Genomic DNA, 26756 nt, shown 5'->3' on the forward strand with positions numbered 1-26756 from the left:
GTTGATTTAAATTATTGTTGATATTTTACAAGTTATTCTTAATGAAATCAGTTAGTAAGGTATATAGATGTAAACGAGTGTTTCCTCCATATATACCGTGGTTTTTATCTGGGTAAATACGCCAGTCAAATTGTTTATTGGCTTGTACCAGTTCTTCAATTAAGCGCATTGCATTCTGTACATGCACATTGTCATCTGCACTTCCGTGAATTAATAAATATTTTCCTTCTAATCCGTCTACGTGAGAAAGCGGTGAATTATCATCATACCCTGATGCATTTTCCTGCGGAGTTTGCATATAACGCTCTGTATAGATGGAATCGTAGAATCTCCAGCTTGTAACTGGAGCAACAGCAATTGCCATTTCAAATGTATCTGGCGCTTGAAATAAAGCGTTAGACGACATAAATCCACCATAACTCCATCCCCAAATTCCAGTTCTAGAAGAATCGATGTATGGTAAACTACCTAGTTTTTTTGCTGCCGCGATCTGATCTTCAACCTCATACTTACCCAATTCTTTTTGAGTCATTTTTTTGAAATCACGACCTTTGAATCCTGTTCCACGCCCATCTACACAAACAACAATAATATCTAATTGATTTACTAGCATTTCGTGCCAAAAGTCATTTGTGCCCATCCAACTGTTAGAAACACTTTGCGAACCTGGTCCAGAATATTGAAACATAAATAATGGATACTGCTTAGACTCGTCAAAGTCTAAAGGCTTTATCATATACATATTTAAGTCTTCCCCATTCACATTGATAGTAGTGTACTCTTTTGGTGAAATATTATAAGAAGCTAATCTATTTTTTAAACCATTGTTGTTTTTAATCTCACGTAGTAGTTTACCAGTTTTAGCCTCGTGAAGTGTATATACAAAAGGTGTTTTAGAATCTGAAAATGTATTAATAAAATAAGTAAAATCTGAACTAAATGAAGCATTATTAGTTCCTATCTTTTGCGTTAAACGAACCTTATTTTTTCCCGATGGTAAAATAGAGTAAACATCGCGATTAATACTTCCGTTTTCAGTACTTTGAAAATATATACGACCCGTATTTTGATCGAAACCGTAATATCTAGTTACTTCCCAAGGACCACTAGTAACTTGATGAAGAAGTTTTCCGTCTTTATCATATTGATAAATATGGTTCCACCCATCTTTCTCGCTAGTCCAGAAGAAACTATTGTTATTTAAAAATGTAAGGTTGTCGGTTACATCAACATAGGCATCATCTTTCTCAGCTAAAATTAATTTTGAAGTATTGTTTAACGTATTCACAAAAACCAAATCAATAACATTTTGATGGCGATTGGTAAGTTGAACACTTAAAGTGTTATTGTCTTGCGTCCACAATAAACGCGGAATGTAGTAACTGTTATAGTTGGAAAGATCTACTTCAGAAGTTTTTTTGCTTTTAAGATCGTACAGTTGTAACGAAACTTTAGAGTTTTTCTCACCCGCTTTTGGATACTTAAAAGTATCGGCAGAAGGGTAAAGTTCCTTGCCGTATAAATCCATGTTGAATTGGGGAACTTCAGTTTCATCAAATTTTATGTAAGCTAATTTATCACCATTTACACTCCATTCAAAAGCACGAACAAAAGCAAATTCCTCTTCATAAACCCAATCAGCAATACCATTGATGATACTATTCTTTTTACCATCGGTAGTAATTTGGGCTGTTTCATTGGAATTTAAATCTTTAATAAAAAGATTATTTTTAAATCCGTAAGCTATTTTGTTCCCATCGTTACTAAGGGTCGGCTCCTGTATTTTATTAGTAGAAACAAGGGTAAATTCTTTAGTTTTTACATCGTAAACATAATATGTTCCCAATGTTGAACGACGATAAACCTGCTGTAGCTCTGTTGAAAAAAGAATTTTAGATTCGTCCTTACTCAATTCATAAGAAAGCACTAAATCGATTCCTTTTAAATCTTTAGTATTTAAAAGTGTTCTTACTTTTTTACCACTTTTATAATCGTAAACATCGATAGATGATTCTTTGGATTGTCGGTCGTAGTTAAGCACCGCATATTCTTTACCGTTCTTCAAGGAACGTAGAACATCAAGGCCTTGAGTTCGAAATGCACCACCCCAAATTTCTTCAAGAGTTATGTCTTTTTGCTGGGCAGTAATAGCAGAAAATGCTGTGAAAAACAGCATTATAAATGAAAGGGAAATTAATTTCTTCAAAGTGTTAAAATTTGATAGGCCAAGTTTACTAATTTTTTGTGAAATTGAAGGTCGTTTTTTTGTTAAATAAGCCATTATCGCACTATTTATTTGTAATTACAATCTGTTGTAACCCCACACAATCCAATCTACGTATAAGAAAATAAATTATAATTCATAAAAATTAATTTTACGAGGCTCCTTAAGCTTAATTAACAAGTTAATTTTATTATGTTAAAATAAATTACCGATAAACCATAAAGATTAAAATCTAATTTACATTAAAGCCCTTCTTACCTTTATTGATTATATTTACGCAAGTTCACCTTTCCTATTTCTAAAAATAACACTTCATATCATTGCAATTAGTTAGTTATGGTAAATTTTCAAAATCAACATCCAGCCGACGTAGCTGAGCAATTAAGAGAAATGGACAACGACGAAAGAAACTTGTCTTTTTTAATGCTTACACCTGAAAAAAAAACTGAGGTTTTTCGTTTTTTAGAGCCATCATTTCAAATAAAGATCATCAAAGCTTTAGGAAATCAAGAGCTATCTGATGTTTTAAACAATTTACCCCCTGACAACAGAACTAAGCTTTTTGAAAACTTTCCAGACTATCTTATTAAGACTTCCATAAACCTTTTAAACCCTGAAGAAAGAGAGATTGCACTCAGTTTAATTGGCTATAAAAAAAATAGTATAGCGCGATTGATGACCCCTCATTATATACAAACAAAAGCAGAGAAAACTGTTAGTGAAGTATTATCATTTATAAAAAAAGAAGGAAAAAAAGCAGAGACTTTAAACTTTGTTTATGTCGTTGATAATGAAAACAAACTCATTGATGACCTTAGGATAGGACAATTACTACTAGCCGATTCTGACACAGAGATATCCGAATTAATGGATCGTCACGTATTAGCCATCACCTCTACAACCGCTGTAGAAGATGCTGTGGAAATTTTTGATAAGTACGATCGCTCAGCCTTACCAATTATCACAGAAAGTGGTGTATTAGTAGGCATAGTAACTTTCGACGATATATTAGACAGAGTTCAAGAACAAACCACTGAAGAAATTCAAAAATTTGGAGGTACTAAAGGATTAGAAATGTCGTACACCGAATCAACGCTTTTTGACCTTGTAAAGAAAAGAGCAAGTTGGCTGGTGATTCTGTTTTTTGGTGAAATGCTCACCGCTTCAGCTATGGGGATTTTTGAAGGGGAAATTGAAAAAGCGGTTGTACTTGCGTTGTTTGTTCCACTTATTATTTCAAGTGGTGGTAACTCTGGTTCGCAAGCAGCATCATTGATTATTAGAGCAATGGCCTTAAAAGAATTAAAGCTAAGAGACTGGTGGTATGTAATGAAAAAAGAACTACTCTCAGGGGTGTTGCTTGGCGCAATTTTAGGATCTATAGGATTTTTACGAATAATGTTATGGCAAAAAATAGGATTCTACAATTACGGCGAGTTTTGGCTTGAAGTTGCATTAAGCGTTTCGGTTTCCTTAGTATTTATTGTTCTTTGGGGAACTCTTTCAGGATCTTTAATTCCCTTTATATTGAAATCACTTAAAATGGATCCCGCGACAGCTTCAGCCCCTTTTGTAGCAACCTTAGTAGATGTTACTGGTATAATAATCTTCTTTTCGATCGCTGCATTCTTCCTAGCAGGAAAATTATTGTAGCCAATATCATTTTAAAAATAGAAAGCCATCCGCACGTGGATGGCTTTTATATATTTTTTAAACTTTTAAAATGCGCAGATGTATTAATCTCGAATTAATGGCAATGTAGAGCAGCGCAGCAAACCTTCTTGCTTCGCAATCTCGGCATAAGGTACTTCTTCTACAGTAAAACCTTGTTCACGTAGCCAAGTGTTTAATCTTGTAAAATTCCTTTCTGAAATTACCACATCTGGAGAAATTGAAAAAATATTACTATTCATGTCATACATCTCTCTCTTGCTAATATGGAAACAATTTTCTTTACCGAAGAAATCAACGAGCCACTTGTACTCTTCTTCAACTAAAAATCCTTCTTTATGAATAATTGCTTTTCCTCTACCCAATGGCTGGAAACAGCAATCTAAATGAAGTGCATTATCTTCAGCCACAGTGTTACTTTTTCTAAGGCTAAATGATTTAACCGTTTTATGCGGAAACAATTTTCGAAGGTGTTCTACCCCCTTCATATTTGTTCTAGCCGTAATATAGTCTGAATAATCATCACCGTAATATGTTCCCACAAAAATATAATCTCCCCACGGCATTACATCTCCACCTTCAATATGTGCAGCTTCTGGGAATTCAATTATTTTTGAAGGGTCTATGTCATCAATTACCGAATGAATAGCATCTATTTCTTTACTTCTATCCTCAAGAATATTTGCTTTAAAGAACTTATCTTCAATAACGAAGGCAATATCTCTCGTAAAGATTTGATTGTAGTCTTCTATCGAATCTGGGCGGTAAACTTTTACGTTGTATTTTTCAAATACCGCAGCCACTGCTTCCATTTCCTTAACCATATCTTCATCTTTGGGATATGTACCGGCTTTTATATGTTCTGCAGATTTTGGATCGTATGCGTCTTCTAATTTAGGAACAGGACCATTACTATCTGCACGCCCGAGTACTACGGCACGTAGTTGTGAAATTTCATCGTTTATATTCAGCTTTATCATAATAGCAAATATAGAAAAAGCACCTCTATACCGAAGTGCTTTTAATTTTATTAGAAATAATATTTATCTGTTTTCAACTGTTTTAAATTCGCGCAACTTTTCACCAATATAAATTTGACGTGGACGTCCTATTGGCTCTTTGTTTAAGCGCATCTCCCTCCATTGAGCAATCCATCCAGGCAAACGACCTAATGCAAACATTGGCGTAAACATTTCTACTGGAATTCCTAAGGCACGGTAAATAATACCAGAGTAAAAGTCAACGTTAGGATATAGTTTTCTCTCTACAAAATACGGATCTTCTAAAGCTTCTTTTTCCAATGCTTTAGCGATATCTAAAATATCATCTTGGATTCCAAGATTTTCTAGAACATCATCGGCAGCTTTCTTTATGATTTTGGCACGTGGGTCGAAATTTTTGTAAACTCTATGACCAAAGCCCATTAATCTAAACGGATCGTTTTTATCTTTTGCTTTTGCCATGAACTTTTTAGTGTCACCACCATCTGCTTTTATTTCTTCAAGCATTTCAATAACAGCTTGATTCGCACCACCGTGAAGTGGCCCCCATAAAGCTGCAATTCCAGCAGAAATAGAAACAAATAATCCAGCGTGTGAAGAACCAACAATTCTCACTGTAGAGGTAGAGCAGTTTTGCTCGTGGTCTGCGTGTAGAATCAATAATTTATCTAATGCCTCTAAAACAATTTCATTAGTAGTGTAGTCTCCACTTGGCTTTTTAAACATCATCTTTAAAAAGTTGTCTACATACCCAAGAGTATCTCCACCGTAGTCTAATGGAAGTCCCATACGCTTTCTGTATGTCCAAGCAGTTAACACAGGGAATTTACCAAGAATCTTAACTATAGCCTTATACATATCCTCCTCACTATCAACATTGACAGACGATGGATTAAAAGCTACTAAAGCAGAAGTTAAAGAAGACAACACGCCCATTGGGTGTGCAGCTTTTGGAAATCCATCCAAGATTCTTTTTACATCTTCGTCAACGTGTGACTGCGCTTTAATATCTTCGTGGAATTTATTAAGCTGAACTTCAGTTGGCAATTCACCAAAAATTAGCAAATAGCATACCTCTAAAAAATGTGCTTTTTCAGCAAGTTCTTCAATAGCATAACCTCGGTAACGCAACACTCCTTTTTCACCATCTAAAAATGTAATAGCACTTTCACAAGCACCCGTATTCTTATATCCTGGATCTAAAGTTACAACACCACCGGTACTGCTCCTTAGAGTTTTTACATCTATACCAATTTCATTTTCAGTTCCTTCCACTACCGGGAATTCATATTTTTTACCTTCTATTTCGAGGGTCGCCATCTTTGCCATAAAGTATCGTGTATATTTAATTTTTTCAGAATCGCTAAATTACAAAATTTCAAGCAATTTTTTTAAGTTTTGCCCATTAAGTTAGGTTAAAAAAACCTTAATACGCAGGGCATAGACATCATTTTTATAGACATAAAAAAACCTCGTCTTAAACGAGGTTTTAATTTACTTTATAAATACCTAAATTTTAAAGGCATTTTGCTGTGGAAAGTATGCAACTTCACCCAATTGCTCCTCAATTCTAAGTAATTGATTGTATTTCGCCATTCTATCACTACGTGATGCAGAACCAGTTTTTATCTGTCCACAGTTTAATGCTACTGCAAGATCTGCAATAGTATTATCTTCCGTTTCTCCACTTCTATGACTCATCACCGAAGTATAACCTGCATTATGCGCCATATTCACAGCAGCTATAGTTTCAGTTAAAGTTCCAATCTGATTAACCTTAATAAGAATTGAGTTTGCTATACCTTCTGAAATCCCTCTAGAAAGTCTTTCAACGTTGGTTACAAATAAATCGTCACCTACCAGCTGAACTTTATCACCAACCTTCTCAGTAAGATATTTCCAACCTTCCCAATCGTTCTCATCCATCCCATCTTCAATAGAAATAATTGGATATTTTGAACATAATTCGGCTAAATAATCTGCTTGCTCTGTAGAAGTACGTACTTTTCCTTTTTCGCCTTCAAATTTGGTGTAATCGTATTTACCATCAACATAAAATTCTGCCGCAGCACAATCTAATGCTATCATAATATCATCTCCCAATTTGTAACCAGCTTTTTCAGTAGCTTTTGCAATAGTATCTAAAGCATCTTCTGTTCCGTCTAGCGTTGGAGCAAAACCACCTTCATCACCAACAGCAGTACTCAAACCACGATCGTGTAAAACTTTTTTAAGGTTATGGAAAATTTCTGACCCCATTTGCATAGCATGAGCGAAATTTTCAGCCTTAACTGGCATAATCATAAATTCCTGAAATGCAATGGGTGCATCACTATGAGAACCACCATTTATAATATTCATCATTGGCACAGGAAGTGTTTTAGCACTTACACCACCAACATATCTATATAAAGGCTGCCCTAATTCGTTTGCAGCCGCTTTAGCACAAGCCAAAGAAACCCCTAAAATAGCATTAGCCCCAAGATTTCCTTTGTTTGGAGTACCATCTAGCTCCATCATTGTTTTGTCTATAAGACCTTGTTCAAATACAGAAACACCTAATAGTGTACCTGCAATTTTTCCATTTACATTTTCAACTGCATTTAAAACGCCCTTGCCCATGTAATCTTTTCCACCGTCGCGAAGCTCTACAGCCTCGTGTTCCCCGGTTGAAGCTCCTGATGGCACAGCAGCACGGCCCATATATCCATTTTCAGTAATTACGTCAACCTCTATTGTAGGGTTTCCTCTAGAATCGAAAATCTGTCTAGCATTGATGTCGATAATGATACTCATTGCAATGTTATTAATTGTTAGTTGTTATTTGTTAAGTAAAATACTACTTATGTTTTTCTATTACATCAATAAATTGATCAAAAAGGTATGACGCATCGTGTGGTCCAGGACTTGCTTCTGGGTGATATTGTACAGAAAAAGCAGGTTTGTTTTTCAGACGAATTCCAGCAGCGGTATGATCGTTTAAGTGTTCGTGTGTTATTTCTATAATCGGATTAGTCTCAGCTTCTTCCCTATTGATTGCGAAACCGTGGTTTTGAGAAGTAATTTCACCTTTACCTGTAATAAGATTCATTACTGGGTGGTTAATACCACGATGACCGTTGTGCATTTTATAAGTAGAAACTCCATTTGCTAGGGCCAACATTTGATGTCCTAAACAAATTCCAAACATTGGAAGCTCCTTATCTAGGATAGTTTTTACAACTTCAATTGCACTTTTTAACGGCTCTGGATCACCAGGACCATTTGAAATAAAGTAACCATCTGGATTAAAAGCTTCTAAATCTTCAAAACTAGAATTGTATGGGAATACTTTTATATAACAATCACGCTCGGCAAGCATTCGTAAAATATTCTTTTTAATACCAAGGTCCAAAGCTGAAACTTTATACTTAGCATTCTCATCTCCGAAGAAATAAGGTTTTTTAGTTGAAACTTTTGAAGCTAACTCTAAGCCATCCATATTGGGAACATCGGCTAATTGCTTTTTTAGGCCTTCAATATTATCTACTTCCGTAGAAATTACGGCATTCATCGCTCCGTTATCTCGTATGTAATTTACTAACGCTCGTGTATCAACATCACTAATAGCAAGTAAATTATTTCTATTTAGAAATTCTTCTAGTGAGTCGTCAGCTGCCGGACGTGAATAGTGGTAACTAAAATTACGCACCACCAAGCCTGCAATTTTAATACCTTCCGATTCTACTTCTTCTTTATTAGTACCATAATTCCCAATGTGAGCATTGGTAGCTACCATAATTTGACCAAAGTAAGAGGGGTCTGTAAAAATCTCTTGATATCCCGTCATTCCAGTATTAAAACAAACTTCACCGAAGGCCGAGCCTTCTTTGTTACCTACCGCTTTACCGTAGAACACAGTTCCATCTGCTAATAAAATAAGTGCTTTTTTTCGTGTTTGATATTTCATCTTTTGAAGGCTTTCAACCCATCGATAATCTTTGGGTGACAATTATTAGGTTTCTCAAAAATCTTTGCAAAAATAGTATAAAAAAAAGGGATAAACGAAAACGCTTATCCCTTTGTTATTTTATGAATAAAAAATCATTTATTCTTCTTCTTTTTTAGCTTGTGTAGCTTTTGCTGGAGTAGCTTTTGCAGCACCACTTCCACGACGACTTCTACGAGTAGATTTCTTCTTGGTAGCTTTACCAACATTGTAGATTTCGTTGAAATCAACTAGCTCTATCATTGCCATATCAGCGTTATCACCTAGACGATTACCCAATTTAATAATACGAGTGTAACCTCCTGGACGATCACCAACTTTTGGTGCAACAGTTCTAAAAAGCTCTACAACTGCATCTTTTTGACGCAATTTAGCCATAACCAAACGACGGTTATGAGTAGTGTCTTCTTTAGACTTAGTTACTAATGGCTCAACAAATTGCTTAAGCGCTTTTGCTTTAGCAACCGTAGTGTTAATTCTCTTGTGCTCGATAAGAGAACTTGCCATGTTAGCCAACATTGAGTGTCTGTGGGCAGTTTTTCTTCCTAAGTGATTGTGTTTTTTTCCGTGTCTCATGACATTTTAGTTTTCATCATCTTGCTACAAAATCCGTTCATCGGAGAGCAAACTATGATGGGTTAATTTTAAAGATTTGAGATAATAGACGTGAGATATGAGACTAAAATCTAACATCTCACGTCGAAGGTCTCAAGTCTGTTCTAGTCTTTATCTAATTTATATTTTGCAAGGTCCATCCCGAAGTTTAGGCCTTTAACACTTACTAACTCTTCAAGCTCTGTAAGTGATTTTTTACCGAAGTTACGGAACTTCATCAAGTCGTTTTTGTTGTAAGATACAAGGTCTCCCAAAGTATCAACTTCAGCAGCCTTTAAACAGTTTAGCGCACGAACCGAAAGATCCATATCTACTAATTTAGTTTTAAGCAACTGACGCATATGAAGAGATTCCTCATCATAAGTTTCAGTTTGTGCAATCTCATCAGCCTCTAAAGTTATGCGCTCATCGCTGAACAACATAAAGTGGTGGATTAATGTTTTTGCAGCTTCAGTCAATGCATCTTTTGGGTGAATTGATCCGTCTGTTTGGATTTCGAAAACCAATTTTTCGTAATCTGTTTTCTGCTCTACACGGAAGTTTTCAATACTGTACTTCACATTTTTAATTGGTGTGTAGATAGAATCTGTAAAGATAGTTCCTAAAGGAGCATTGGCTTTTTTGTTCTCTTCTGCAGGAACATAACCGCGGCCTTTTTCGATAGTAATTTCGAAATTAAGGTTTACCTTCTTATCCATATTGCAAAGAACCATATCTGGGTTCAATACTTGGAAACCTGAAATAAATTTTTGGAAATCGCCAGCTTTTAACTGATCCTTTCCAGAAACTGAAATAGTAACTGTTTCGTTATCTATTTCTTCAATTTGTCTTTTGAAACGAACTTGTTTCAGGTTCAAAATAATTTCGGTAACATCTTCCACTACTCCGGCAATGGTAGAAAATTCGTGATCCACGCCTTCGATACGTACCGAAGTAATGGCGAATCCTTCCAAAGAGGATAGTAATACGCGTCTTAATGCGTTACCAATGGTAAGACCATAACCTGGTTCCAAAGGACGAAATTCAAATTTCCCTTCGAAATCGGTAGAGTTTACCATTATAACTTTATCAGGCTTCTGAAAACTAAATACTGCCATAATTGACTTTCTGTGTTTTTTATTATTTAGAATATAATTCTACAATCAACTGTTCGTTGATGTTTTCTGGAATTTGGATACGCTCAGGAATAGAAACAAAGGTTCCTTCCTTTTTCTCTCCGTTCCAAGTAATCCACTCGTAAACGTGACTAGCGTTAGCCAAAGAATCGTTGATTGCTGAAAGAGATTTTGATTTCTCTCTAACTGCCACTACATCTCCAGGCTTAAGTTGGTATGATGGAATGTTTACTTTTTCACCATTTACAGTGATATGACGGTGAGACACAAGTTGTCTAGCACCTGAACGTGTAGGAGAAATTCCCATTCTGTACACTACGTTGTCTAAACGAGACTCACACATTTGAAGCAATACTTGACCTGTAATTCCAGGAGCAGCATTTGCTTTCTTAAACATATTTCTGAACTGACGCTCTAAAATACCGTAAGTGTATTTTGTTTTTTGCTTTTCAGCAAGTTGAATTGCGTATTCAGATTTTTTTCCACGACGACGTGTGTTACCATGTTGTCCTGGAGGGTAATTTCTTTTTTCGAAAGATTTGTCGTCTCCGAAGATTGCTTCCCCGAATTTACGGGCGATTTTAGTTTTTGGACCAGTATATCTTGCCATTTCTAATTTAAGGTTTTGAAGAAAAACTAAATTAAGGTCGTTTTATAGAGAACACTTGGAGGCGCAATAAATTGCACCTCAAGCTCTCGATCCTTTAGTCTTTGATTCCTTCAGATTGATATTTACTATTTATTAAACTCTTCTTCTTTTTGGAGGACGGCATCCGTTGTGCGGCATTGGAGTAACATCGATAATTTCAGTTACTTCAATTCCTGCATTGTGGATAGATCTTATTGCAGATTCTCTTCCGTTTCCTGGACCTTTTACGTAAACCTTTACTTTACGTAAACCAGCGTCATGAGCAACTTTTGCACAATCTTCTGATGCCAACTGAGCAGCGTAAGGAGTATTTTTCTTAGATCCGCGGAAGCCCATTTTACCGGCTGAGGACCAAGAGATAACATCTCCATTTTTATTTGTTAACGAAACAATAATGTTGTTGAAGGAAGCCGTGATATGTGCCTCACCAACAGATTCAACATTAACTTTACGTTTTTTAACTTGTTTTGTAGTCTTAGACGTTGTCTTTGCCATAACTCTAGGTTTTATTTAGTTGCTTTTTTCTTGTTAGCAACAGTTTTACGTTTTCCTTTTCTAGTACGAGAGTTATTCTTAGTACGTTGTCCTCTTAACGGAAGACCTGTTCTGTGACGAATACCTCTGTAACAACCAATATCCATTAAGCGCTTAATGCTCAATTGAACTTCACTACGTAATTCACCTTCGATTTTGAACGATCCAACAGCGTCACGAATAGCACCGATTTCATCATCGTTCCATTCACTTACTTTTTTATCTTCGTCAACTCCGGCTTTGTTCAGAATATCTTGGGCACGGCTTCTACCGATTCCAAAGATATACGTTAACGCGATTACACCCCTTTTGTGCTTCGGGATATCTACACCTGCGATTCTTGCCATAACTTATCCTTGTCTTTGTTTGAACTTTGGGTTCTTTTTGTTAATTACATATAATCTACCTTTCCTGCGTACAATTTTGCAGTCGGCACTTCTCTTTTTTACGGATGCTCTTACTTTCATCTCTCTTTGATTTAATTTATTGTTCAATGAACCTGTGAGGTCCGTTGTTTAGTATCTGTATGTTATTCTCGCCTTAGTTAAATCGTAAGGGCTCATTTCAAGCTTTACTTTATCACCAGGCAACAATTTAATATAATGCATACGCATTTTTCCAGAAATATGAGCGGTTACAATATGACCATTTTCCAATTCAACACGAAACATAGCATTTGAAAGCGCTTCAACTATACTCCCATCTTGCTCAATTGCGTTTTGTTTTGCCATTTTTTATTATAATTTAAATTAAAGGTGATTTTTAAAGAGTGCAAAAGTACAATAAACTTTTTAAAATCTCATACTTGCACCTTAAATAGTTCACCCTATTACATTTAAGCTACCGCTTTTCTGTTTTTTCCTGTTTTCATTAAGCCATCGTAATGACGGTTTAATAAGTAGGAGTTTACTTGTTGCATGGTGTCGATAGCCACACCTACCATAATTAGTAGTGATGTTCCACCATAGAATAATGCCCAACCTTGTTGGATCCCCATTAACTTAACTACGAATGCAGGGAAAATTGCAATCAGCGCTAAGAAGATAGAACCTGGAAAGGTAATTTGAGACATAATTCGATCTAAATATTCTGCAGTCTGACTTCCTGGTTTAATACCTGGAATAAATCCACCACTTCTTTTTAAGTCATCAGCCATTTTGTTCGTAGGAACAGTAATAGCTGTGTAGAAGTATGTGAAAATAATAATCAAGATTGCGAATACTACGTTATACCAAAGGCCAAATATATCACTAAATGTAGCCTGAACACCTTGAGCGAATTCGCTATCAGATAGACTAGCTACAGCAGAAGGTACAAACATAATTGCTTGCGCAAAGATGATTGGCATAACTCCAGATGCATTTAGCTTTAATGGAATAAACTGACGAGCACCAAAAATATTCTTTTCATATCCGCCACTCGCTGTTCTTCTTGCATATTGTACTGGTATTTTACGAACTGCCATTACCAACATAATTGATAATAGAATAATCACAAACCAAATAACCAATTCAATAAGAATCATAATCAAACCTCCGTTTGATTCCATTACTCTTGAAACAAATTCTTGAGCAAACGATTGCGGCATATTTGCGATGATACCCACCATAATAAGTATGGAAATACCATTACCAACTCCTTTGTCGGTAATTTTCTCACCTAACCACATAGCGAATATTGTTCCTGTTACAAGTATAATTACAGATGAAACATAAAACATAAGGCTTTGCCCCATTACAAATGCTTCTGGTGGCACTCCCATTGCTGGAAGACCTGCAAGGTAACTCGGTGCCTGAACCAAACATATACCGATAGTTAACCATCTAGTAATTTGATTGATTTTTTTACGGCCACTTTCTCCTTCTTTCTGTAATTTCTGTAGGTATGGAACAGCAATTTGCATTAACTGTACAACAATAGAAGCTGAAATATAAGGCATAATACCTAAAGCAAAAACAGAAGCGTTGGCAAAAGCCCCTCCTGTAAATGCGTTTAGTAAACCACCAATACCGCCAGAGTCAAATTGACCTGCGAACTGTGCCAACATATCTGCATCTATCCCAGGTAAAACTACTTGTGCACCAAAACGGTACACTAATAGCATTCCTAACGTAAGCAAGATGCGGTTACGTAGCTCTTCTATTTTCCAAACATTTTTTAAGGTATCGATAAATTTCATCCCTATCTTTTGTTACAATATTACTACTTCACCTCCGGCAGCTTCAATAGCTTCTTTTGCCGAGGCAGTAAACTTGTGCGCAGATACTTTCAGTTTTGCTTTTATCTCTCCTCTACCTAAAATCTTAACCATTTCATTTTTTCCAGCAAGACCTAAACCAAATAAGGTTTCAAAGTCAACGGCATCTTTTATTTTCTTGTCGTCAACCAATTGTTGTAAAGTATCGATGTTGATACCTTTATACTCCTTACGGTTGATGTTTGTAAATCCAAACTTAGGAACACGACGTTGTAATGGCATCTGACCACCTTCAAATCCAAGTTTCTTTGAATATCCTGAACGTGATTTTGCACCTTTATGTCCGCGGGTAGCAGTGCCACCTTTACCGGAACCTTGTCCGCGACCTACTCGCTTGCCTTTGTTTTTCGCCGATCCTGCGGCGGGTTGTAAGTTACTTAAATCCATTTTTTCGTGTTTCCTTATTTAGTTTCAACTGAAACTAAGTGATTAACTTTATTGATCATACCAAGTATGCTTGGCGTATCTTCGTGTTCTATGGTTTGCCCTATTTTACGTAGGCCAAGTGCTTCCATAGTTTGTTTTTGGTCTTTTGGGCGATTAATTACGCTTCTAACCTTTGTTACTTTTATTTTTGCCATCGCTTTGATATTTATCCTTTGAATACTTTTTCAAGTGAAATCCCACGCTGGTCAGCAATTGTTTGAGCGCTACGCATTTGCAATAGAGCGTCAAAAGTTGCTTTAACAACGTTATGTGGGTTTGATGATCCTTGAGATTTTGATAATACATCGTGTACTCCAACAGCTTCAAGTACCGCACGTACAGGTCCACCAGCGATAACTCCTGTACCAGGCGCAGCTGGAATAAGATTTACGCGAGCACCACCGTACTTACCTTTTTGCTCGTGTGGAAGCGTTACTTTGTTAAGTGGAATACGAACTAAGTTTTTCTTAGCATCTTCAATAGCTTTTGCTATTGCGCTAGCAACGTCTTTGGATTTCCCAAGACCTTGACCAACCACTCCTTTCTCATCTCCAACAACTACAATAGCTGAAAATCCGAAGGCACGACCACCTTTGGTCACCTTGGTTACACGTTGTACACCTACCAAACGGTCTTTTAAGTCAAGCCCTCCTGGTTTTACTAATTCTACGTTTTTATAATCTTGATACATAATTTTACTTAGAATTTAAGGCCACCTTCTCGTGCACCTTCAGCTAATGATTTTACTCTTCCGTGGTATAGGTAACCGCCTCTGTCGAAAGCGATGGTTTCAACACCAGCTTTAACAGCTTTTTCTGCGATTAATTTCCCAACCATTTTTGCAGCTTCAACTTTATTTGCTTTTGAAGCGTCTATCTCTTTATCTCTTGAAGATGCAGCGGTAATGGTTTTTCCATTTACATCGTCAATTATTTGAGCGTATATTTCTTTGTTGCTTCTGTAAACAGCCAAACGTGGACGACTTTCAGTCCCCTCAACCGTTTTTCTGATTCGCATGCGCAAACGCTCTCTTCTTTCGTATTTTGATAATGCCATAACTCTATTTGTTATGCAGATTTACCTGCTTTTCTTCTTAATTGTTCACCTACAAACTTGATACCTTTTCCTTTGTAAGGTTCTGGCTTACGGAAACTACGAATTTTTGCAGCTACCTGTCCAACTAATTGCTTGTCGTGCGAAGTTAGTTTTACAATCGGGTTCTTACCTTTATCAGATACGGTTTCCACTTTTACTTCTGGAGCGATGTCCATAACGATGTTGTGTGAAAATCCTAAAGCTAAATCTAGTTTTTGTCCTTGGTTGCTCGCGCGGTAACCCACACCAACCAATTCTAATTGTTTAGTCCAACCTTTACTTACACCCTCAATCATATTATTAACTAAAGCTCTGTATAGACCGTGTCTTGCAGTGTGATCTTTAGAGTCTGAAGGGCGTTCCACTATTACGTGGTCATCTTCTACTTTCATGGTTATATCAGAATATTCCTGAGATAACTCACCTAATTTTCCTTTTACGGTAATTACGTTGTCTTTAATATCAACTGTAACTCCTTGTGGGATTACTACCGGGTTTTTACCTATTCTTGACATTTCTTTGTCTATTTTTTAGTAAACGTAACACAATACTTCACCTCCTACATTCTGAGCTTTAGCTTGCTGTCCTGTCATAACTCCTGAAGAAGTTGACACAATAGCAATTCCTAATCCGTTCAGAATACGTGGAAGTTCTGTTGAACCTGCGTATTTACGTAAACCTGGTTTACTAATTCTTTGAATTTTCTTGATCACTGGCTCTTTAGTAAGCTTATCATATTTAAGAGCGATTTTGATGATACCCTGTGGAGTACTTTCGTCATCAAATTTGTAGCTCAATATGTAACCCTGATCAAAAAGGATTTTTGTAATCTCCTTTTTAAGATTTGACGCTGGAATCTCTACTACGCGATGTCCGGCTTTTGCAGCATTTCTAACTCTAGTTAGATAATCTGAAATTGGATCTATATTCATTTATTGATATTTGCGGTTGTGGTTTTTGCCCGTTAATCGAAACAAACCTTCAACCAATTTATATTAAATTTTGGAACAAATTAATGTTCTTACCAAGATGCTTTACGAACACCAGGAATAAGGCCTTGGTTAGCCAATTCACGAAATGTAACACGTGAAATTCCAAAAGTTCTCATATACCCTCTTGGTCTTCCTGTAAGTTTACAACGGTTGTGTAAACGTACTGGAGAGGCATTTTTTGGCAGTTTTTGCAAACCTTCCCAGTCACCAGCTTCTTTTAAAGCTTTGCGCTTGGCTGCATATTTTGCTACCATTTTCTGTCTCTTAACCTCACGGGCTTTCATTGATTCTTTAGCCATCTCTTAGTTCTTTTTAAAGGGTAACCCTAATTCTTGTAATAATGATTTCGCTTCTTTATCGGTATTAGCTGAAGTAACAAATGTAATATTCATTCCTTCAATCTTCTTTACTTTATCGATATCGATTTCAGGGAAGATAATTTGCTCGGTAATTCCTAAAGAGTAATTCCCTCTTCCGTCAAAACCTGTTGCTTTAATTCCGTTAAAGTCACGTACCCTAGGCAATGCTGAAGTAACCAATCTATCAAAAAATTCGTACATGCGTTCTCCACGTAACGTAACTTTTACACCAATTGGCATACCTTTACGTAGTTTGAAGTTTGCAACGTCTTTCTTAGAGATAGTTGGAACCGCTTTTTGCCCGGTTATCTTAGTAAACTCATCAACCGAATAGTCAATAAGTTTCTTATCAGCTACTGCTGCACCCACTCCGCGGGAAACAACAATACGCTCTAATTTTGGTACTTGCATGACGTTTGTGTAACCAAATTCGTCAGTAAGAGCATTGATCACTCTGCTTTTGTACTCGTCTTTAAGTCTTGGTGAATATGCCATAACTATATTGCTTGATTCGATTGTTTTGAAAACCGTACTTTTTTACCATCTTCCATTTTATATCCTACTCTTGTAGCTTTTCCAGATTTTGGATCTACTAAAGATAGGTTTGAAATATGGATAGGAGCTTCTTTCTTAACGATACCACCTTGTGGGTTAGCAGCGCTAGGCTTCTCATGTTTAGAAACCATATTTACTCCTTCTACGATTGCTTTGTTTTTGTCAAGGAATATTTTCATTACTTTACCTTCCGAACCTTTATGGTCTCCGGCAGTAACTACTACTGTATCTCCCGATTTTATTTTAAGCTTTGTCATCTTAGTTTTCATATTAAAGCACCTCTGGTGCCAATGATACTATTTTCATAAATTGCTTGTCGCGAAGTTCTCTTGCTACCGGTCCAAATACACGTGTTCCTCTCATCTCACCTTGTGGGTTTAATAAAACACATGCATTATCATCGAAACGGATGTAAGAACCATCAGGTCTTCTAATTTCCTTCACAGTACGTACTACTACTGCTGTAGAAACTGCACCTTTCTTAATGTTTCCATTAGGAGTAGCTTCTTTTACTGAAACTACTATTTTATCACCTATAGAAGCATACCTTCTTTTTGTACCGCCTAATACACGGATGCAAAGTACTTCTTTAGCACCGGTATTATCTGCGACTTTGAGTCTTGATTCTTGTTGTAACATAATTACTTCGCTCTTTCAATTATTTCTACTAATCTCCAACATTTGGTTTTACTTAAAGGTCTTGTTTCCATGATCCTTACTGTATCACCTTCATTGCAGTTGTTTGTCTCGTCGTGTGCAACGTATTTTTTCGTCTTTGTCACGAACTTTCCGTACATAGGGTGCTTTAATTTCTTAACCTCTGCAACTACAATAGACTTATCCATTTTGTTACTGGTTACCACACCGATACGTTCTTTTCTTAAATTTCTTTTAATTTCTTCCATCTTTCAGCTGTACAATTATTGCACTTCTCTATTAGTTAGTTCGGTCGCTATTCTTGCTATCACTCTTCTTTGAGATCTTAGTTGAATTGGATTTTCCAACGGTGAAATGGTATGAGCCATTTTTAGGTCTACATAAGCCTTTTTAGTTTCAGCAAATGCTTCCTGAAGTTCAGCCGTGGTTGCTTTCTTAATTTCTGATTGTTTCATCTTTCAAAAAATTATGCTTGGAAATCCCGAGACATTACAAATTTAGTTTTTACTGGAAGCTTTTGTGCTGCAAGGCGCAATGCTTCTTTAGCTGTTTCAACTGGTACACCAGATACTTCGAAGAGTATTCTACCTGGTTTTACTACAGCAGCGTAATATTCAACAGCACCTTTACCTTTACCCATACGTACTTCAAGAGGTTTTTTGGTAATTGGCTTATCTGGGAAAATCATAATCCAGATAGACCCCTCTCTTTTCATAAAACGAGTAGCAGCAATACGAGCAGCTTCAATTTGTCTAGCTGTAAGAAATTCTGATTCCAACGATTTTATACCGAAGGTTCCATATGCTAATTGATTACCACGTCCGGCATCACCTTTCATACGGCCCTTTTGATGTTTACGGTATTTTGTTCTTTTAGGTTGTAACATTTTCTTCTGTTTAAAAAATTACTTTCTGCGGCGTGCTTTGTTGCCACCGCGTCCTTGAGCACCTTTACCACCTTTTTTGCCAGTCGAAAGACCAACTAGTGGTGAAAGTTCTCGCTTTCCATATACTTCGCCTTTCATAATCCATACTTTAACACCCAATCTACCATAAGTAGTGTGTGCCTCAACTAAAGCGTAGTCAATATCGGCTCTAAAAGTTGACAATGGAATACGACCTTCTTTGTAAGATTCTGAACGAGCCATTTCTGCTCCATTCAAACGTCCTGAAATTTGAACCTTAATACCTTCTGCATTCATACGCATCGTTGCTGCAATCGCCATTTTAATTGCACGACGGTATGAAATACGGCTTTCAATTTGGCGCGCAATACTTGCAGCTACCAAATACGCATCTAATTCAGGTCTTTTAATCTCATGAATGTTGATCTGTACTTCCTTGTCTGTAATTTTTTTAAGCTCTTCTTTTAGCTTGTCTACTTCCTGTCCACCTTTCCCAATAATAATACCAGGACGGGCAGTGGTTATAGTAACGGTTACAAGCTTAAGCGTACGCTCAATAATTACTCTACTCACACTAGCTTTACTTAAACGAGCGTGGATGTATTTCCTGATCTTGTCGTCTTCGGCTAATTTATCGCCGTAGTCGTTGCCTCCGTACCAGTTGGATTCCCAACCTCTAATGATACCTAAGCGATTTCCGATTGGATTTGTCTTCTGTCCCATTTAATTAATTGCTTTGTGTGTTATCGTTAGCTGCCAATACCAGTGTTACGTGGTTGGAGCGTTTTCTAATTCTGTGTGCACGGCCTTGTGGTGCAGGACGAAGTCTTTTTAACATCGTACCACCATCCACACGGATTTCTTTAACAAAAAGGTCTGCGTCTTCAATTGAAGCATCTTCGTTCTTTTGCTGCCAGTTTGCAATAGCAGATAAAAGTAGCTTCTCTAATTTACGAGAAGATTCTTTTGAACTAAATCTCAATATGTTAAGTGCTTTATCTATTTTCTCACCACGTACCAAGTCTGCCATTAAACGCATCTTTCTTGGTGAAGTGGGGCAATTGTTCAATTTAGCAAAGTATAATGTTTTCTTTGCCTCCTTGATTGCTTCTGCTCTTTCTCTTTTACGAACTCCCATGGCCTATTATTTTTTACCTTTGTTTTTAGCACCTGCATGACCACGGAATGATCTTGTAGGTGAAAATTCTCCTAGTTTATGCCCTACCATGTTTTCTGTTACATATACAGGAACAAATTGACGTCCGTTATGAACAGCAATGGTTTGACCAACAAAATCTGGAGTAATCATAGAAGCACGTGACCAAGTTTTGATAACGGTTTTCTTATTACCTTCAACATTTTGCTGAACTTTCTTGTCTAGTTTATAATGAACGTACGGTCCTTTTTTTAACGATCTTGCCATAACTTATTTCTTTCTACGTTCTAAGATATATTTATTACTTGCTTTCGTTCTAGTACGTGTTCTGTAACCTTTTGCAGGTACACCATTTCTAGAACGTGGGTGTCCTCCTGAAGCTTTACCTTCACCACCACCCATTGGGTGATCTACAGGGTTCATAACAACTGGTCTTGTACGAGGCCTTCTTCCTAACCATCTGCTTCTACCAGCTTTACCTGATACTAACAATTGATGATCGTGGTTTGAAACCGCTCCAATAGTAGCTAAACAATTAGCCAATACCAATCTAGTTTCACCAGATGGTAATTTAATAGTTGCATACTTACCTTCACGAGCCATTAGCTGTGCGAAAGTACCTGCACTTCTAGCCATTACCGCGCCTTGTCCTGGACGAAGCTCGATGCAAGAAATAACTGTACCTAAAGGGATTGCCGAAAGTGGCATTGCGTTTCCAATTTCTGGAGCAACTGAGTCACCAGAAACAATATTTTGTCCAACTTGTAGACCGCTTTGCGCAATTACATATCGCTTTTCACCATCTTGGTAATTTAAAAGCGCGATAAACGCTGTACGGTTTGGATCGTATTCAATACTAGCAACTGTAGCAGGAATTCCCGCCTTGTTGCGTTTGAAATCGATAATTCGATATCTTCTTTTATGACCACCACCTTTGTAGCGCATGGTCATTTTTCCTTGACTGTTTCTACCACCAGATTTTTTAATCGGAGCAAGTAAAGACTTCTCCGGCTTATCGGTTGTAATGGCGTCAAAACCATTAACAACCCTAAAACGCTGACCTGGGGTGATTGGTTTTAATTTTCTTACTGACATTTTTGTCTAATTAGATCTAAGTTATCTTAGATGTTACTGTAAAAATCTATTGTATCACCTTCCGCCACCTGTACGATTGCTTTTTTGTAAGCATTCGTTTTACCAGTTTGGACACCTGTTTTTGTATAACGGGTCTTCCTATCAGGGCGGACATTTATTGTGCGAACTTTTTCAACAGAAACTCCGTAAGTGGCCTCAACCGCTTTCTTGATTTCTATCTTATTCGCCTTTGGGTTCACTACGAAACCAAAAACGTTATTGTCTTCAGCATCTTTAGTAGCTTTTTCCGTAATTATAGGTTTAATTAAGATGTTCATCCTGTTTCTATTTACTTAAGTTTGTTTCAATTCCTTCCAAAGAACCTTCAAACAGCACTAAACTGTTTGCATTCATAATTTTGTATGTACTTAATTGTGAGCTAGTTACAACTTCAGTACCTTTCAAATTGCGAGAGGACAAATATACATTATTATTTAAGTCTCCCAACACAAATAAAGATTTTTTATCGTCTAGTCCTAAGTTCTTTAAAACCGACACAAAATTCTTTGTTTTAGGTGCATCAAAATTCAACTCTTCCATGACGTAGATCGCTTTGTTATTTGCCTTCATAGATAGGGCAGATTTACGAGCTAAACGCTTAAGGTTTTTGTTTAATTTGAATGAGTAGTTACGTGGACGAGGTCCAAACATTCTACCACCACCTTTAAAAACACCAGACTTGATGCTACCCGCACGAGCAGTACCAGTTCCTTTTTGTTTCTTTATCTTTCTAGTAGAACCAGCGATCTCAGCGCGTTCTTTTGATTTATGCGTCCCTTGTCTTTGATTTGCAAGGTATTGCTTTACATCAAGATAAACTGCGTGATTGTTAGGCTCTATTCCGAACACAGCTGAAGAAAGTTCAACTTTTCTACCTGTGTCTTTTCCGTTTATGTCTAATACAGCTACCTTCATTATTTCTCAATCATTACATAAGAGTTTTTGTGTCCTGGGATTGCTCCTTTAACAACAAGTAAGTTCTTTTCAGCAACTACTTTTAAAACTCTTAAATTTTCTACTTTTACTCTTTCGTTGCCCATTTGTCCAGCCATACGCATTCCTTTGAATACTCTCGCAGGATATGATGCAGCTCCAATAGAACCTGGTGCACGTAAACGGTTGTGCTGACCGTGTGTAGCTTGTCCTACACCGCCAAAACCGTGACGCTTAACAACTCCTTGAAAACCTTTACCTTTAGATGTACCTACTACATCAACGTACTCTCCTTCGGTAAAAAGTTCCACAGTAAGTGTGTCACCCAATTTGTAATCTTCTTCAAAATACTTGAATTCGGCGACTTTGCGTTTTGCAACGGTTCCTGCTTTTTTTGCGTGCCCTTCAGCAGCTTTAGTAGCAGTCTTCTTGTCATCGAAACCAAGTTGAAGAGCTTCGTACCCGTCAACCTCTTTGGTTCTGACTTGGGTAACAACACAGGGTCCTGCTTCGATAACGGTACACGGAATATTCTTTCCGTTCTCGTCAAAGATGCTGGTCATCCCTATCTTTCTTCCAATTAACCCAGACATATTTATTAAATTAAAAATTATGAATTTCAAATGCAGAAGTCGATTCCTACATTCTTCCTTCGATTGTTTACTATTTATTGTTTGAAAAACAAACGGGATCAAAATAAATCCGATCCCGAATGTTACTTTGTTTTCCGTTTTTCCGTTGCTAACAAGCTCGGGACATTTTAGTGATCCTGAATTCAGAAAACTGAACTCAAAATTTTATCACACTTTAATCTCTACTTCTACACCACTTGGCAACTCTAACTTCATTAGAGCGTCAATCGTTTTTGAAGAAGAACTGTAGATATCCAAAAGTCTTTTGTAAGAACTTAATTGGAATTGCTCTCTACTCTTCTTGTTTACGTGTGGAGAACGTAATACTGTAAAGATTTTTTTATGTGTTGGTAAAGGAATAGGTCCTGTTACTACAGCTCCAGTACTCTTTACGGTCTTTACGATTTTTTCAGCAGATTTGTCCACCAAATTGTGATCGTAAGATTTTAGTTTAATTCTAATTTTTTGACTCATTGCTGAAATTATTATTCGTTAGCGGTTCCTCTTGCTGCTGCAATTACACTTTCTGATATACTAGAAGGTGTTTCAGCATAATGTGAAAATTCCATTGTTGAAGTAGCACGACCTGATGACAATGTTCTTAATGTAGTTACATAACCAAACATTTCAGAAAGTGGCACTTCAGCTTTGATAACTTTAGCACCGGCACGGTCACTCATACTAGAGATTGTTCCACGACGACGGTTAAGGTCACCAACTATATCACCCATGTTTTCTTCAGGTGTAAGCACCTCAAGTTTCATAATAGGCTCAAGAATTACAGCTCCGGCTTTCTTAGCAACTTCTTTGAAACCAATTTTTGCAGCTAATTCAAAAGATAATGCATCAGAATCCACAGGGTGGAAAGATCCATCTTTTAAAGTAACTTTCATAGCATCAACCTCAAAGCCTGCAAGTGGTCCATTAACCATTGCTTGAGTGAAACCTTTTTCTACAGCTGGGATAAATTCTTTTGGTACGTTACCACCTTTAATAGCGTTAACAAATTCCAATCCAATTTTTCCTTCTTCAGCTGGCTCAAGTGTAAATACAATATCTGCGAATTTACCACGACCACCAGATTGTTTCTTGTAAACCTCTCTATGGTCTGCAACTTTAGTTACAGCTTCTTTGTACTCAACTTGTGGTTGACCTTGGCTTACTTCTACTTTAAATTCGCGACGTAAACGATCAACGATAACATCTAAGTGAAGTTCACCCATTCCCGAGATAATTGTTTGTCCAGAAGCTTCGTCTGTACGAACTTGGAATGTTGGATCTTCTTCAGCAAGCTTAGATAAAGCCATACCTAATTTATCAACATCCGCTTTTGTTTTTGGCTCTACCGCAACCCCGATTACTGGGTCTGGGAAATCCATACTTTCCAAAATAATTGGATGCTTTTCAGCTGTTAGTGTATCACCAGTTTTAATATCTTTAAAACCAACTCCTGCACCAATATCTCCAGCTTCAATAAAATCGATAGCATTTTGCTTGTTAGCGTGCATTTGGTAAATACGTGAAATACGCTCTTTATTACCAGTACGGTTATTTAGAACATATGATCCTGCATCTAAATGACCAGAGTAAGCACGGAAGAAAGCTAAACGACCTACGAATGGGTCAGTAGCAATTTTAAATGCAAGTGCCGCGAAAGGCTCTTCTACACTTGGCTTACGTAATTCTTCTTTTTCAGTATCAGGATTAACACCTACGATACCTTCTTTATCCATTGGAGAAGGCAAGTAACGACATACAGCATCAATTAAGAACTGCACTCCTTTATTTTTAAATGAAGAACCACAAATCATTGGAATGATACTCATATCCATTACAGCGGCACGAAGGGCAGCATGCACTTCATCCTCAGTAATAGAATCTTCATCCTCCATATATTTTTCTAGAAGGTTTTCGTCGTAGGCAGCAACTTCTTCAATAAGCTTACCACGGTACATACGAACTTCCTCTTTCATATCTTCAGGAATTTCAACAACGTCGAAAGTTGATCCAAATGTGTCATCATGCCAAACAATAGCACGGTTTTTCACCAAATCAACAATTCCTTTAAAATCAATCTCTTCACCTAATGGCAATACGATAGGCACTGCATTAGAACCTAACATATCTTTAACCTGCTGGCACACGCCTAAAAAGTTAGACCCATTACGGTCCATCTTATTAACGAAACCAATACGAGGCACCTTATAGTTATCAGCAAGTCTCCAGTTTGTTTCAGACTGTGGTTCTACACCATCAACAGCACTAAACAAGAAAACCAACCCATCTAGTACACGCAATGAACGGTTTACCTCTACGGTAAAATCTACGTGACCAGGAGTATCGATTATATTAAAGTGGTATTCTTTAGTTTCTGGTAATGGCTGTGCATTTTCCATTGGAAATTTCCACTTACAAGTAGTAGCAGCAGAGGTAATTGTAATACCACGCTCTTGCTCTTGCTCCATCCAGTCCATAGTAGCAGACCCTTCGTGAGTTTCTCCTAACTTATGGTTTACCCCAGTGTAAAAAAGGATACGTTCTGTAGTTGTTGTTTTACCGGCATCAATATGCGCGGCGATTCCGATGTTTCTTGTGTATTTTAAATCTCTTCCCATTGTTTAGAATCTGAAATGTGAGAATGCCTTATTAGCTTCTGCCATTTTATGAGTATCCATGCGTTTTTTAACCGCAGCTCCTTCCTCCTTTGCAGCAGCAAGAATCTCAGCAGCTAATTTAGCAGCCATAGATTTCTCGTTTCTTTTTCTTGAATATGTAATTAACCATTTCATTGCAGTTGCAATTTTACGGTCTGGACGAATTTGCATAGGAATTTGGAAGGTTGCCCCACCAACTCTACGACTACGCACCTCTACGTGAGGCATAACATTAGAAAGAGCATCTTTCCAAAGTTCTAACGCAGTTTTTTCGTCGTCTTGCTTCTTTTCTTCTACAATATCAATTGCATCGTAGAAAACTTTAAAAGCCACACTCTTTTTTCCATCCCACATCATGTTGTTTACAAAACGTGTAACCAACTGGTCGTTAAACCGTGGATCTGGTAAAAGGGGTCTTTTTTTGGCCTGTTTTTTTCTCATCTGTTGTTTTGTTAATTGTTAATCGTCAATGCTAATTATATAACCTAGGCTATAAAGCATCAGCTATTAACCGTTTTCATTTTACTTCTTTGGGCGTTTTGCTCCATACTTAGATCTACGTTGCGTGCGGCCTGCAACACCTGCGGTGTCTAAAGCTCCACGAACAATGTGGTATCTAACTCCTGGCAAATCTTTTACCCTTCCACCTCTAACCAATACTATCGAGTGCTCTTGGAGATTATGACCTTCGCCTGGGATGTATGCGTTAACTTCTTTACCATTTGTAAGCCTCACCCTTGCAACTTTACGCATTGCAGAGTTAGGTTTCTTAGGCGTAGTAGTATATACACGCGTACAAACACCACGACGTTGTGGGCATGAATCCAAAGCAACCGATTTACTCTTCTTGGTTATTCTGGTTCTTCCTTTACGTACTAATTGTGAAATTGTTGGCATATAAAATATGTATTATTACTGTTTAAAAATAAAACACCCCTATTTTTAGGGGATGCAAATGTAGAATAAATTTTTTACTAATCAAACCATACTGAATTAATTTTCAGCATACTTCCAATTTTTTTTATAAAATATGGAAATTAGGAAGTTGAAGCTTTAATTTTGAAGACTGCAAACTTAAACTTATCAAAATCATTCAACAACAATTAAATAGCATATCACGTTTAAGGTTATTCAACAAATAACAAATTCAACATTAATAAATACACTTTGGCTACCTAATAGGAAAGCCTAGCCAAACCAACTTA

At 37.0% G+C, this 26756-nt stretch carries 38 protein-coding genes; 1 reads left to right on the forward strand and 37 read right to left on the reverse strand.

Annotated elements, in window-relative coordinates:
* Nucleotides 1-25: 25 nt before the first annotated feature.
* Nucleotides 26-2176: a S9 family peptidase gene (locus RT250_RS01865; RefSeq protein WP_435373066.1), complete on the reverse strand. Its 2151-nt coding sequence runs from the start codon at nt 2174-2176 to the stop codon at nt 26-28.
* A 384-nt stretch (nt 2177-2560) separates the two neighbouring features.
* Between RT250_RS01865 and mgtE the strand changes: the two genes are divergently transcribed.
* A complete protein-coding gene (gene mgtE / locus RT250_RS01870; protein WP_313111626.1) occupies nt 2561-3877 on the forward strand; it encodes a magnesium transporter in 1317 nt (438 codons plus the stop codon).
* Nucleotides 3878-3960: 83 nt separating this feature from the next.
* Here mgtE and RT250_RS01875 read toward each other — a convergent pair whose 3' ends face one another.
* The 36 genes from RT250_RS01875 to rpsL all read right to left on the reverse strand — a co-directional run bounded on the left by RT250_RS01875 (nt 3961) and on the right by rpsL (nt 26448).
* Entirely contained in the window at nt 3961-4875 is a 915-nt protein-coding gene (locus RT250_RS01875) for a dimethylarginine dimethylaminohydrolase family protein (RefSeq protein WP_313111628.1), read from the reverse strand.
* Nucleotides 4876-4938: 63 nt separating this feature from the next.
* On the reverse strand, nt 4939-6225 hold the full coding sequence (locus tag RT250_RS01880) for a citrate synthase (protein WP_313111631.1): 1287 nt from the start codon (nt 6223-6225) through the stop codon (nt 4939-4941).
* Nucleotides 6226-6405: 180 nt separating this feature from the next.
* Entirely contained in the window at nt 6406-7692 is a 1287-nt protein-coding gene (eno, locus tag RT250_RS01885) for a phosphopyruvate hydratase (protein WP_313111633.1), read from the reverse strand.
* Between the two features lie 43 nt (nt 7693-7735).
* The gene (gene carA / locus RT250_RS01890; RefSeq protein WP_313111635.1) at nt 7736-8845 is read right to left on the reverse strand and encodes a glutamine-hydrolyzing carbamoyl-phosphate synthase small subunit; all 1110 of its coding nucleotides are present in this window, start codon (nt 8843-8845) and stop codon (nt 7736-7738) included.
* Nucleotides 8846-8983: 138 nt separating this feature from the next.
* Nucleotides 8984-9460, reverse strand: coding sequence for a 50S ribosomal protein L17 (gene rplQ, locus RT250_RS01895; RefSeq protein WP_313111637.1), 477 nt, complete (start codon nt 9458-9460; stop codon nt 8984-8986).
* Nucleotides 9461-9603: 143 nt separating this feature from the next.
* A complete protein-coding gene (locus tag RT250_RS01900) occupies nt 9604-10596 on the reverse strand; it encodes a DNA-directed RNA polymerase subunit alpha (protein ID WP_139855386.1) in 993 nt (330 codons plus the stop codon).
* Between the two features lie 22 nt (nt 10597-10618).
* A complete protein-coding gene (gene rpsD / locus RT250_RS01905) occupies nt 10619-11224 on the reverse strand; it encodes a 30S ribosomal protein S4 (protein ID WP_237608352.1) in 606 nt (201 codons plus the stop codon).
* Between the two features lie 132 nt (nt 11225-11356).
* The gene (gene rpsK, locus RT250_RS01910) at nt 11357-11758 is read right to left on the reverse strand and encodes a 30S ribosomal protein S11 (protein WP_139855388.1); all 402 of its coding nucleotides are present in this window, start codon (nt 11756-11758) and stop codon (nt 11357-11359) included.
* Nucleotides 11759-11769: 11 nt separating this feature from the next.
* Nucleotides 11770-12144 carry a 30S ribosomal protein S13 gene (gene rpsM / locus RT250_RS01915; RefSeq protein ID WP_139855389.1) on the reverse strand — a complete coding sequence of 125 codons (375 nt, stop codon included), beginning with the start codon at nt 12142-12144 and terminating at the stop codon, nt 11770-11772.
* A gap of 3 nt (nt 12145-12147) precedes the next feature.
* Complete coding sequence (gene ykgO / locus RT250_RS01920; RefSeq protein ID WP_009779203.1) at nt 12148-12264, reverse strand: type B 50S ribosomal protein L36; 117 nt, start codon at nt 12262-12264, stop codon at nt 12148-12150.
* Nucleotides 12265-12312: 48 nt separating this feature from the next.
* Entirely contained in the window at nt 12313-12528 is a 216-nt protein-coding gene (gene infA / locus RT250_RS01925; RefSeq protein WP_139855390.1) for a translation initiation factor IF-1, read from the reverse strand.
* Between the two features lie 104 nt (nt 12529-12632).
* Nucleotides 12633-13976 carry a preprotein translocase subunit SecY gene (secY, locus tag RT250_RS01930; RefSeq protein ID WP_139855391.1) on the reverse strand — a complete coding sequence of 448 codons (1344 nt, stop codon included), beginning with the start codon at nt 13974-13976 and terminating at the stop codon, nt 12633-12635.
* Nucleotides 13977-13988: 12 nt separating this feature from the next.
* On the reverse strand, nt 13989-14441 hold the full coding sequence (rplO, locus tag RT250_RS01935; RefSeq protein ID WP_139855392.1) for a 50S ribosomal protein L15: 453 nt from the start codon (nt 14439-14441) through the stop codon (nt 13989-13991).
* A 14-nt stretch (nt 14442-14455) separates the two neighbouring features.
* Nucleotides 14456-14635, reverse strand: coding sequence for a 50S ribosomal protein L30 (gene rpmD, locus RT250_RS01940; protein WP_139855393.1), 180 nt, complete (start codon nt 14633-14635; stop codon nt 14456-14458).
* 11 nt (nt 14636-14646) lie between these two features.
* Nucleotides 14647-15171 carry a 30S ribosomal protein S5 gene (gene rpsE / locus RT250_RS01945; RefSeq protein ID WP_139855394.1) on the reverse strand — a complete coding sequence of 175 codons (525 nt, stop codon included), beginning with the start codon at nt 15169-15171 and terminating at the stop codon, nt 14647-14649.
* A gap of 8 nt (nt 15172-15179) precedes the next feature.
* The gene (rplR, locus tag RT250_RS01950; RefSeq protein ID WP_313111654.1) at nt 15180-15536 is read right to left on the reverse strand and encodes a 50S ribosomal protein L18; all 357 of its coding nucleotides are present in this window, start codon (nt 15534-15536) and stop codon (nt 15180-15182) included.
* 11 nt (nt 15537-15547) lie between these two features.
* On the reverse strand, nt 15548-16090 hold the full coding sequence (rplF, locus tag RT250_RS01955; RefSeq protein ID WP_313111655.1) for a 50S ribosomal protein L6: 543 nt from the start codon (nt 16088-16090) through the stop codon (nt 15548-15550).
* A 15-nt stretch (nt 16091-16105) separates the two neighbouring features.
* The gene (gene rpsH / locus RT250_RS01960; RefSeq protein WP_139855397.1) at nt 16106-16507 is read right to left on the reverse strand and encodes a 30S ribosomal protein S8; all 402 of its coding nucleotides are present in this window, start codon (nt 16505-16507) and stop codon (nt 16106-16108) included.
* Nucleotides 16508-16596: 89 nt separating this feature from the next.
* Nucleotides 16597-16866 (reverse strand): 30S ribosomal protein S14, encoded by a 270-nt coding sequence (gene rpsN, locus RT250_RS01965; protein ID WP_237608356.1) that lies wholly within the window; start codon nt 16864-16866, stop codon nt 16597-16599.
* A 3-nt stretch (nt 16867-16869) separates the two neighbouring features.
* Nucleotides 16870-17421, reverse strand: a complete 552-nt coding sequence (gene rplE / locus RT250_RS01970; RefSeq protein ID WP_313111659.1) for a 50S ribosomal protein L5 — start codon at nt 17419-17421, stop codon at nt 16870-16872.
* Nucleotides 17422-17423: 2 nt separating this feature from the next.
* Nucleotides 17424-17738 carry a 50S ribosomal protein L24 gene (rplX, locus tag RT250_RS01975; protein ID WP_139855400.1) on the reverse strand — a complete coding sequence of 105 codons (315 nt, stop codon included), beginning with the start codon at nt 17736-17738 and terminating at the stop codon, nt 17424-17426.
* A gap of 13 nt (nt 17739-17751) precedes the next feature.
* Nucleotides 17752-18120 carry a 50S ribosomal protein L14 gene (rplN, locus tag RT250_RS01980; RefSeq protein ID WP_045079247.1) on the reverse strand — a complete coding sequence of 123 codons (369 nt, stop codon included), beginning with the start codon at nt 18118-18120 and terminating at the stop codon, nt 17752-17754.
* Between the two features lie 2 nt (nt 18121-18122).
* Nucleotides 18123-18386 carry a 30S ribosomal protein S17 gene (gene rpsQ, locus RT250_RS01985; RefSeq protein WP_139855401.1) on the reverse strand — a complete coding sequence of 88 codons (264 nt, stop codon included), beginning with the start codon at nt 18384-18386 and terminating at the stop codon, nt 18123-18125.
* A gap of 15 nt (nt 18387-18401) precedes the next feature.
* Nucleotides 18402-18593, reverse strand: coding sequence for a 50S ribosomal protein L29 (gene rpmC, locus RT250_RS01990; RefSeq protein WP_165146668.1), 192 nt, complete (start codon nt 18591-18593; stop codon nt 18402-18404).
* A gap of 11 nt (nt 18594-18604) precedes the next feature.
* Nucleotides 18605-19024: a 50S ribosomal protein L16 gene (gene rplP, locus RT250_RS01995; RefSeq protein ID WP_062622470.1), complete on the reverse strand. Its 420-nt coding sequence runs from the start codon at nt 19022-19024 to the stop codon at nt 18605-18607.
* A gap of 18 nt (nt 19025-19042) precedes the next feature.
* Nucleotides 19043-19765 (reverse strand): 30S ribosomal protein S3, encoded by a 723-nt coding sequence (gene rpsC / locus RT250_RS02000; RefSeq protein WP_139855403.1) that lies wholly within the window; start codon nt 19763-19765, stop codon nt 19043-19045.
* A 4-nt stretch (nt 19766-19769) separates the two neighbouring features.
* Nucleotides 19770-20180: a 50S ribosomal protein L22 gene (gene rplV, locus RT250_RS02005; RefSeq protein WP_139855404.1), complete on the reverse strand. Its 411-nt coding sequence runs from the start codon at nt 20178-20180 to the stop codon at nt 19770-19772.
* A 6-nt stretch (nt 20181-20186) separates the two neighbouring features.
* Nucleotides 20187-20465: a 30S ribosomal protein S19 gene (rpsS, locus tag RT250_RS02010; protein ID WP_139855405.1), complete on the reverse strand. Its 279-nt coding sequence runs from the start codon at nt 20463-20465 to the stop codon at nt 20187-20189.
* 3 nt (nt 20466-20468) lie between these two features.
* Nucleotides 20469-21293 (reverse strand): 50S ribosomal protein L2, encoded by an 825-nt coding sequence (gene rplB / locus RT250_RS02015; protein WP_313111666.1) that lies wholly within the window; start codon nt 21291-21293, stop codon nt 20469-20471.
* A gap of 26 nt (nt 21294-21319) precedes the next feature.
* Nucleotides 21320-21610, reverse strand: a complete 291-nt coding sequence (gene rplW / locus RT250_RS02020; protein WP_139855407.1) for a 50S ribosomal protein L23 — start codon at nt 21608-21610, stop codon at nt 21320-21322.
* Nucleotides 21611-21617: 7 nt separating this feature from the next.
* Nucleotides 21618-22247, reverse strand: coding sequence for a 50S ribosomal protein L4 (rplD, locus tag RT250_RS02025; RefSeq protein WP_313111667.1), 630 nt, complete (start codon nt 22245-22247; stop codon nt 21618-21620).
* Nucleotides 22247-22858: a 50S ribosomal protein L3 gene (gene rplC, locus RT250_RS02030; RefSeq protein ID WP_139855409.1), complete on the reverse strand. Its 612-nt coding sequence runs from the start codon at nt 22856-22858 to the stop codon at nt 22247-22249. The genes rplD and rplC overlap by 1 nt, the downstream gene beginning before the upstream one ends.
* Nucleotides 22859-23065: 207 nt before the next feature.
* Nucleotides 23066-23371, reverse strand: coding sequence for a 30S ribosomal protein S10 (gene rpsJ, locus RT250_RS02035; RefSeq protein WP_010181931.1), 306 nt, complete (start codon nt 23369-23371; stop codon nt 23066-23068).
* Nucleotides 23372-23382: 11 nt separating this feature from the next.
* Entirely contained in the window at nt 23383-25512 is a 2130-nt protein-coding gene (gene fusA, locus RT250_RS02040; protein WP_313111670.1) for an elongation factor G, read from the reverse strand.
* Nucleotides 25513-25515: 3 nt separating this feature from the next.
* The gene (gene rpsG / locus RT250_RS02045; RefSeq protein WP_139855411.1) at nt 25516-25992 is read right to left on the reverse strand and encodes a 30S ribosomal protein S7; all 477 of its coding nucleotides are present in this window, start codon (nt 25990-25992) and stop codon (nt 25516-25518) included.
* An 81-nt stretch (nt 25993-26073) separates the two neighbouring features.
* Entirely contained in the window at nt 26074-26448 is a 375-nt protein-coding gene (rpsL, locus tag RT250_RS02050) for a 30S ribosomal protein S12 (RefSeq protein ID WP_073215344.1), read from the reverse strand.
* Nucleotides 26449-26756 lie beyond the last annotated feature (308 nt).

Origin of the sequence: Aequorivita sediminis (assembly GCF_032080575.2) — a bacterium.
GTDB classification, from domain to species: Bacteria; Bacteroidota; Bacteroidia; order Flavobacteriales; family Flavobacteriaceae; genus Aequorivita; species Aequorivita sediminis.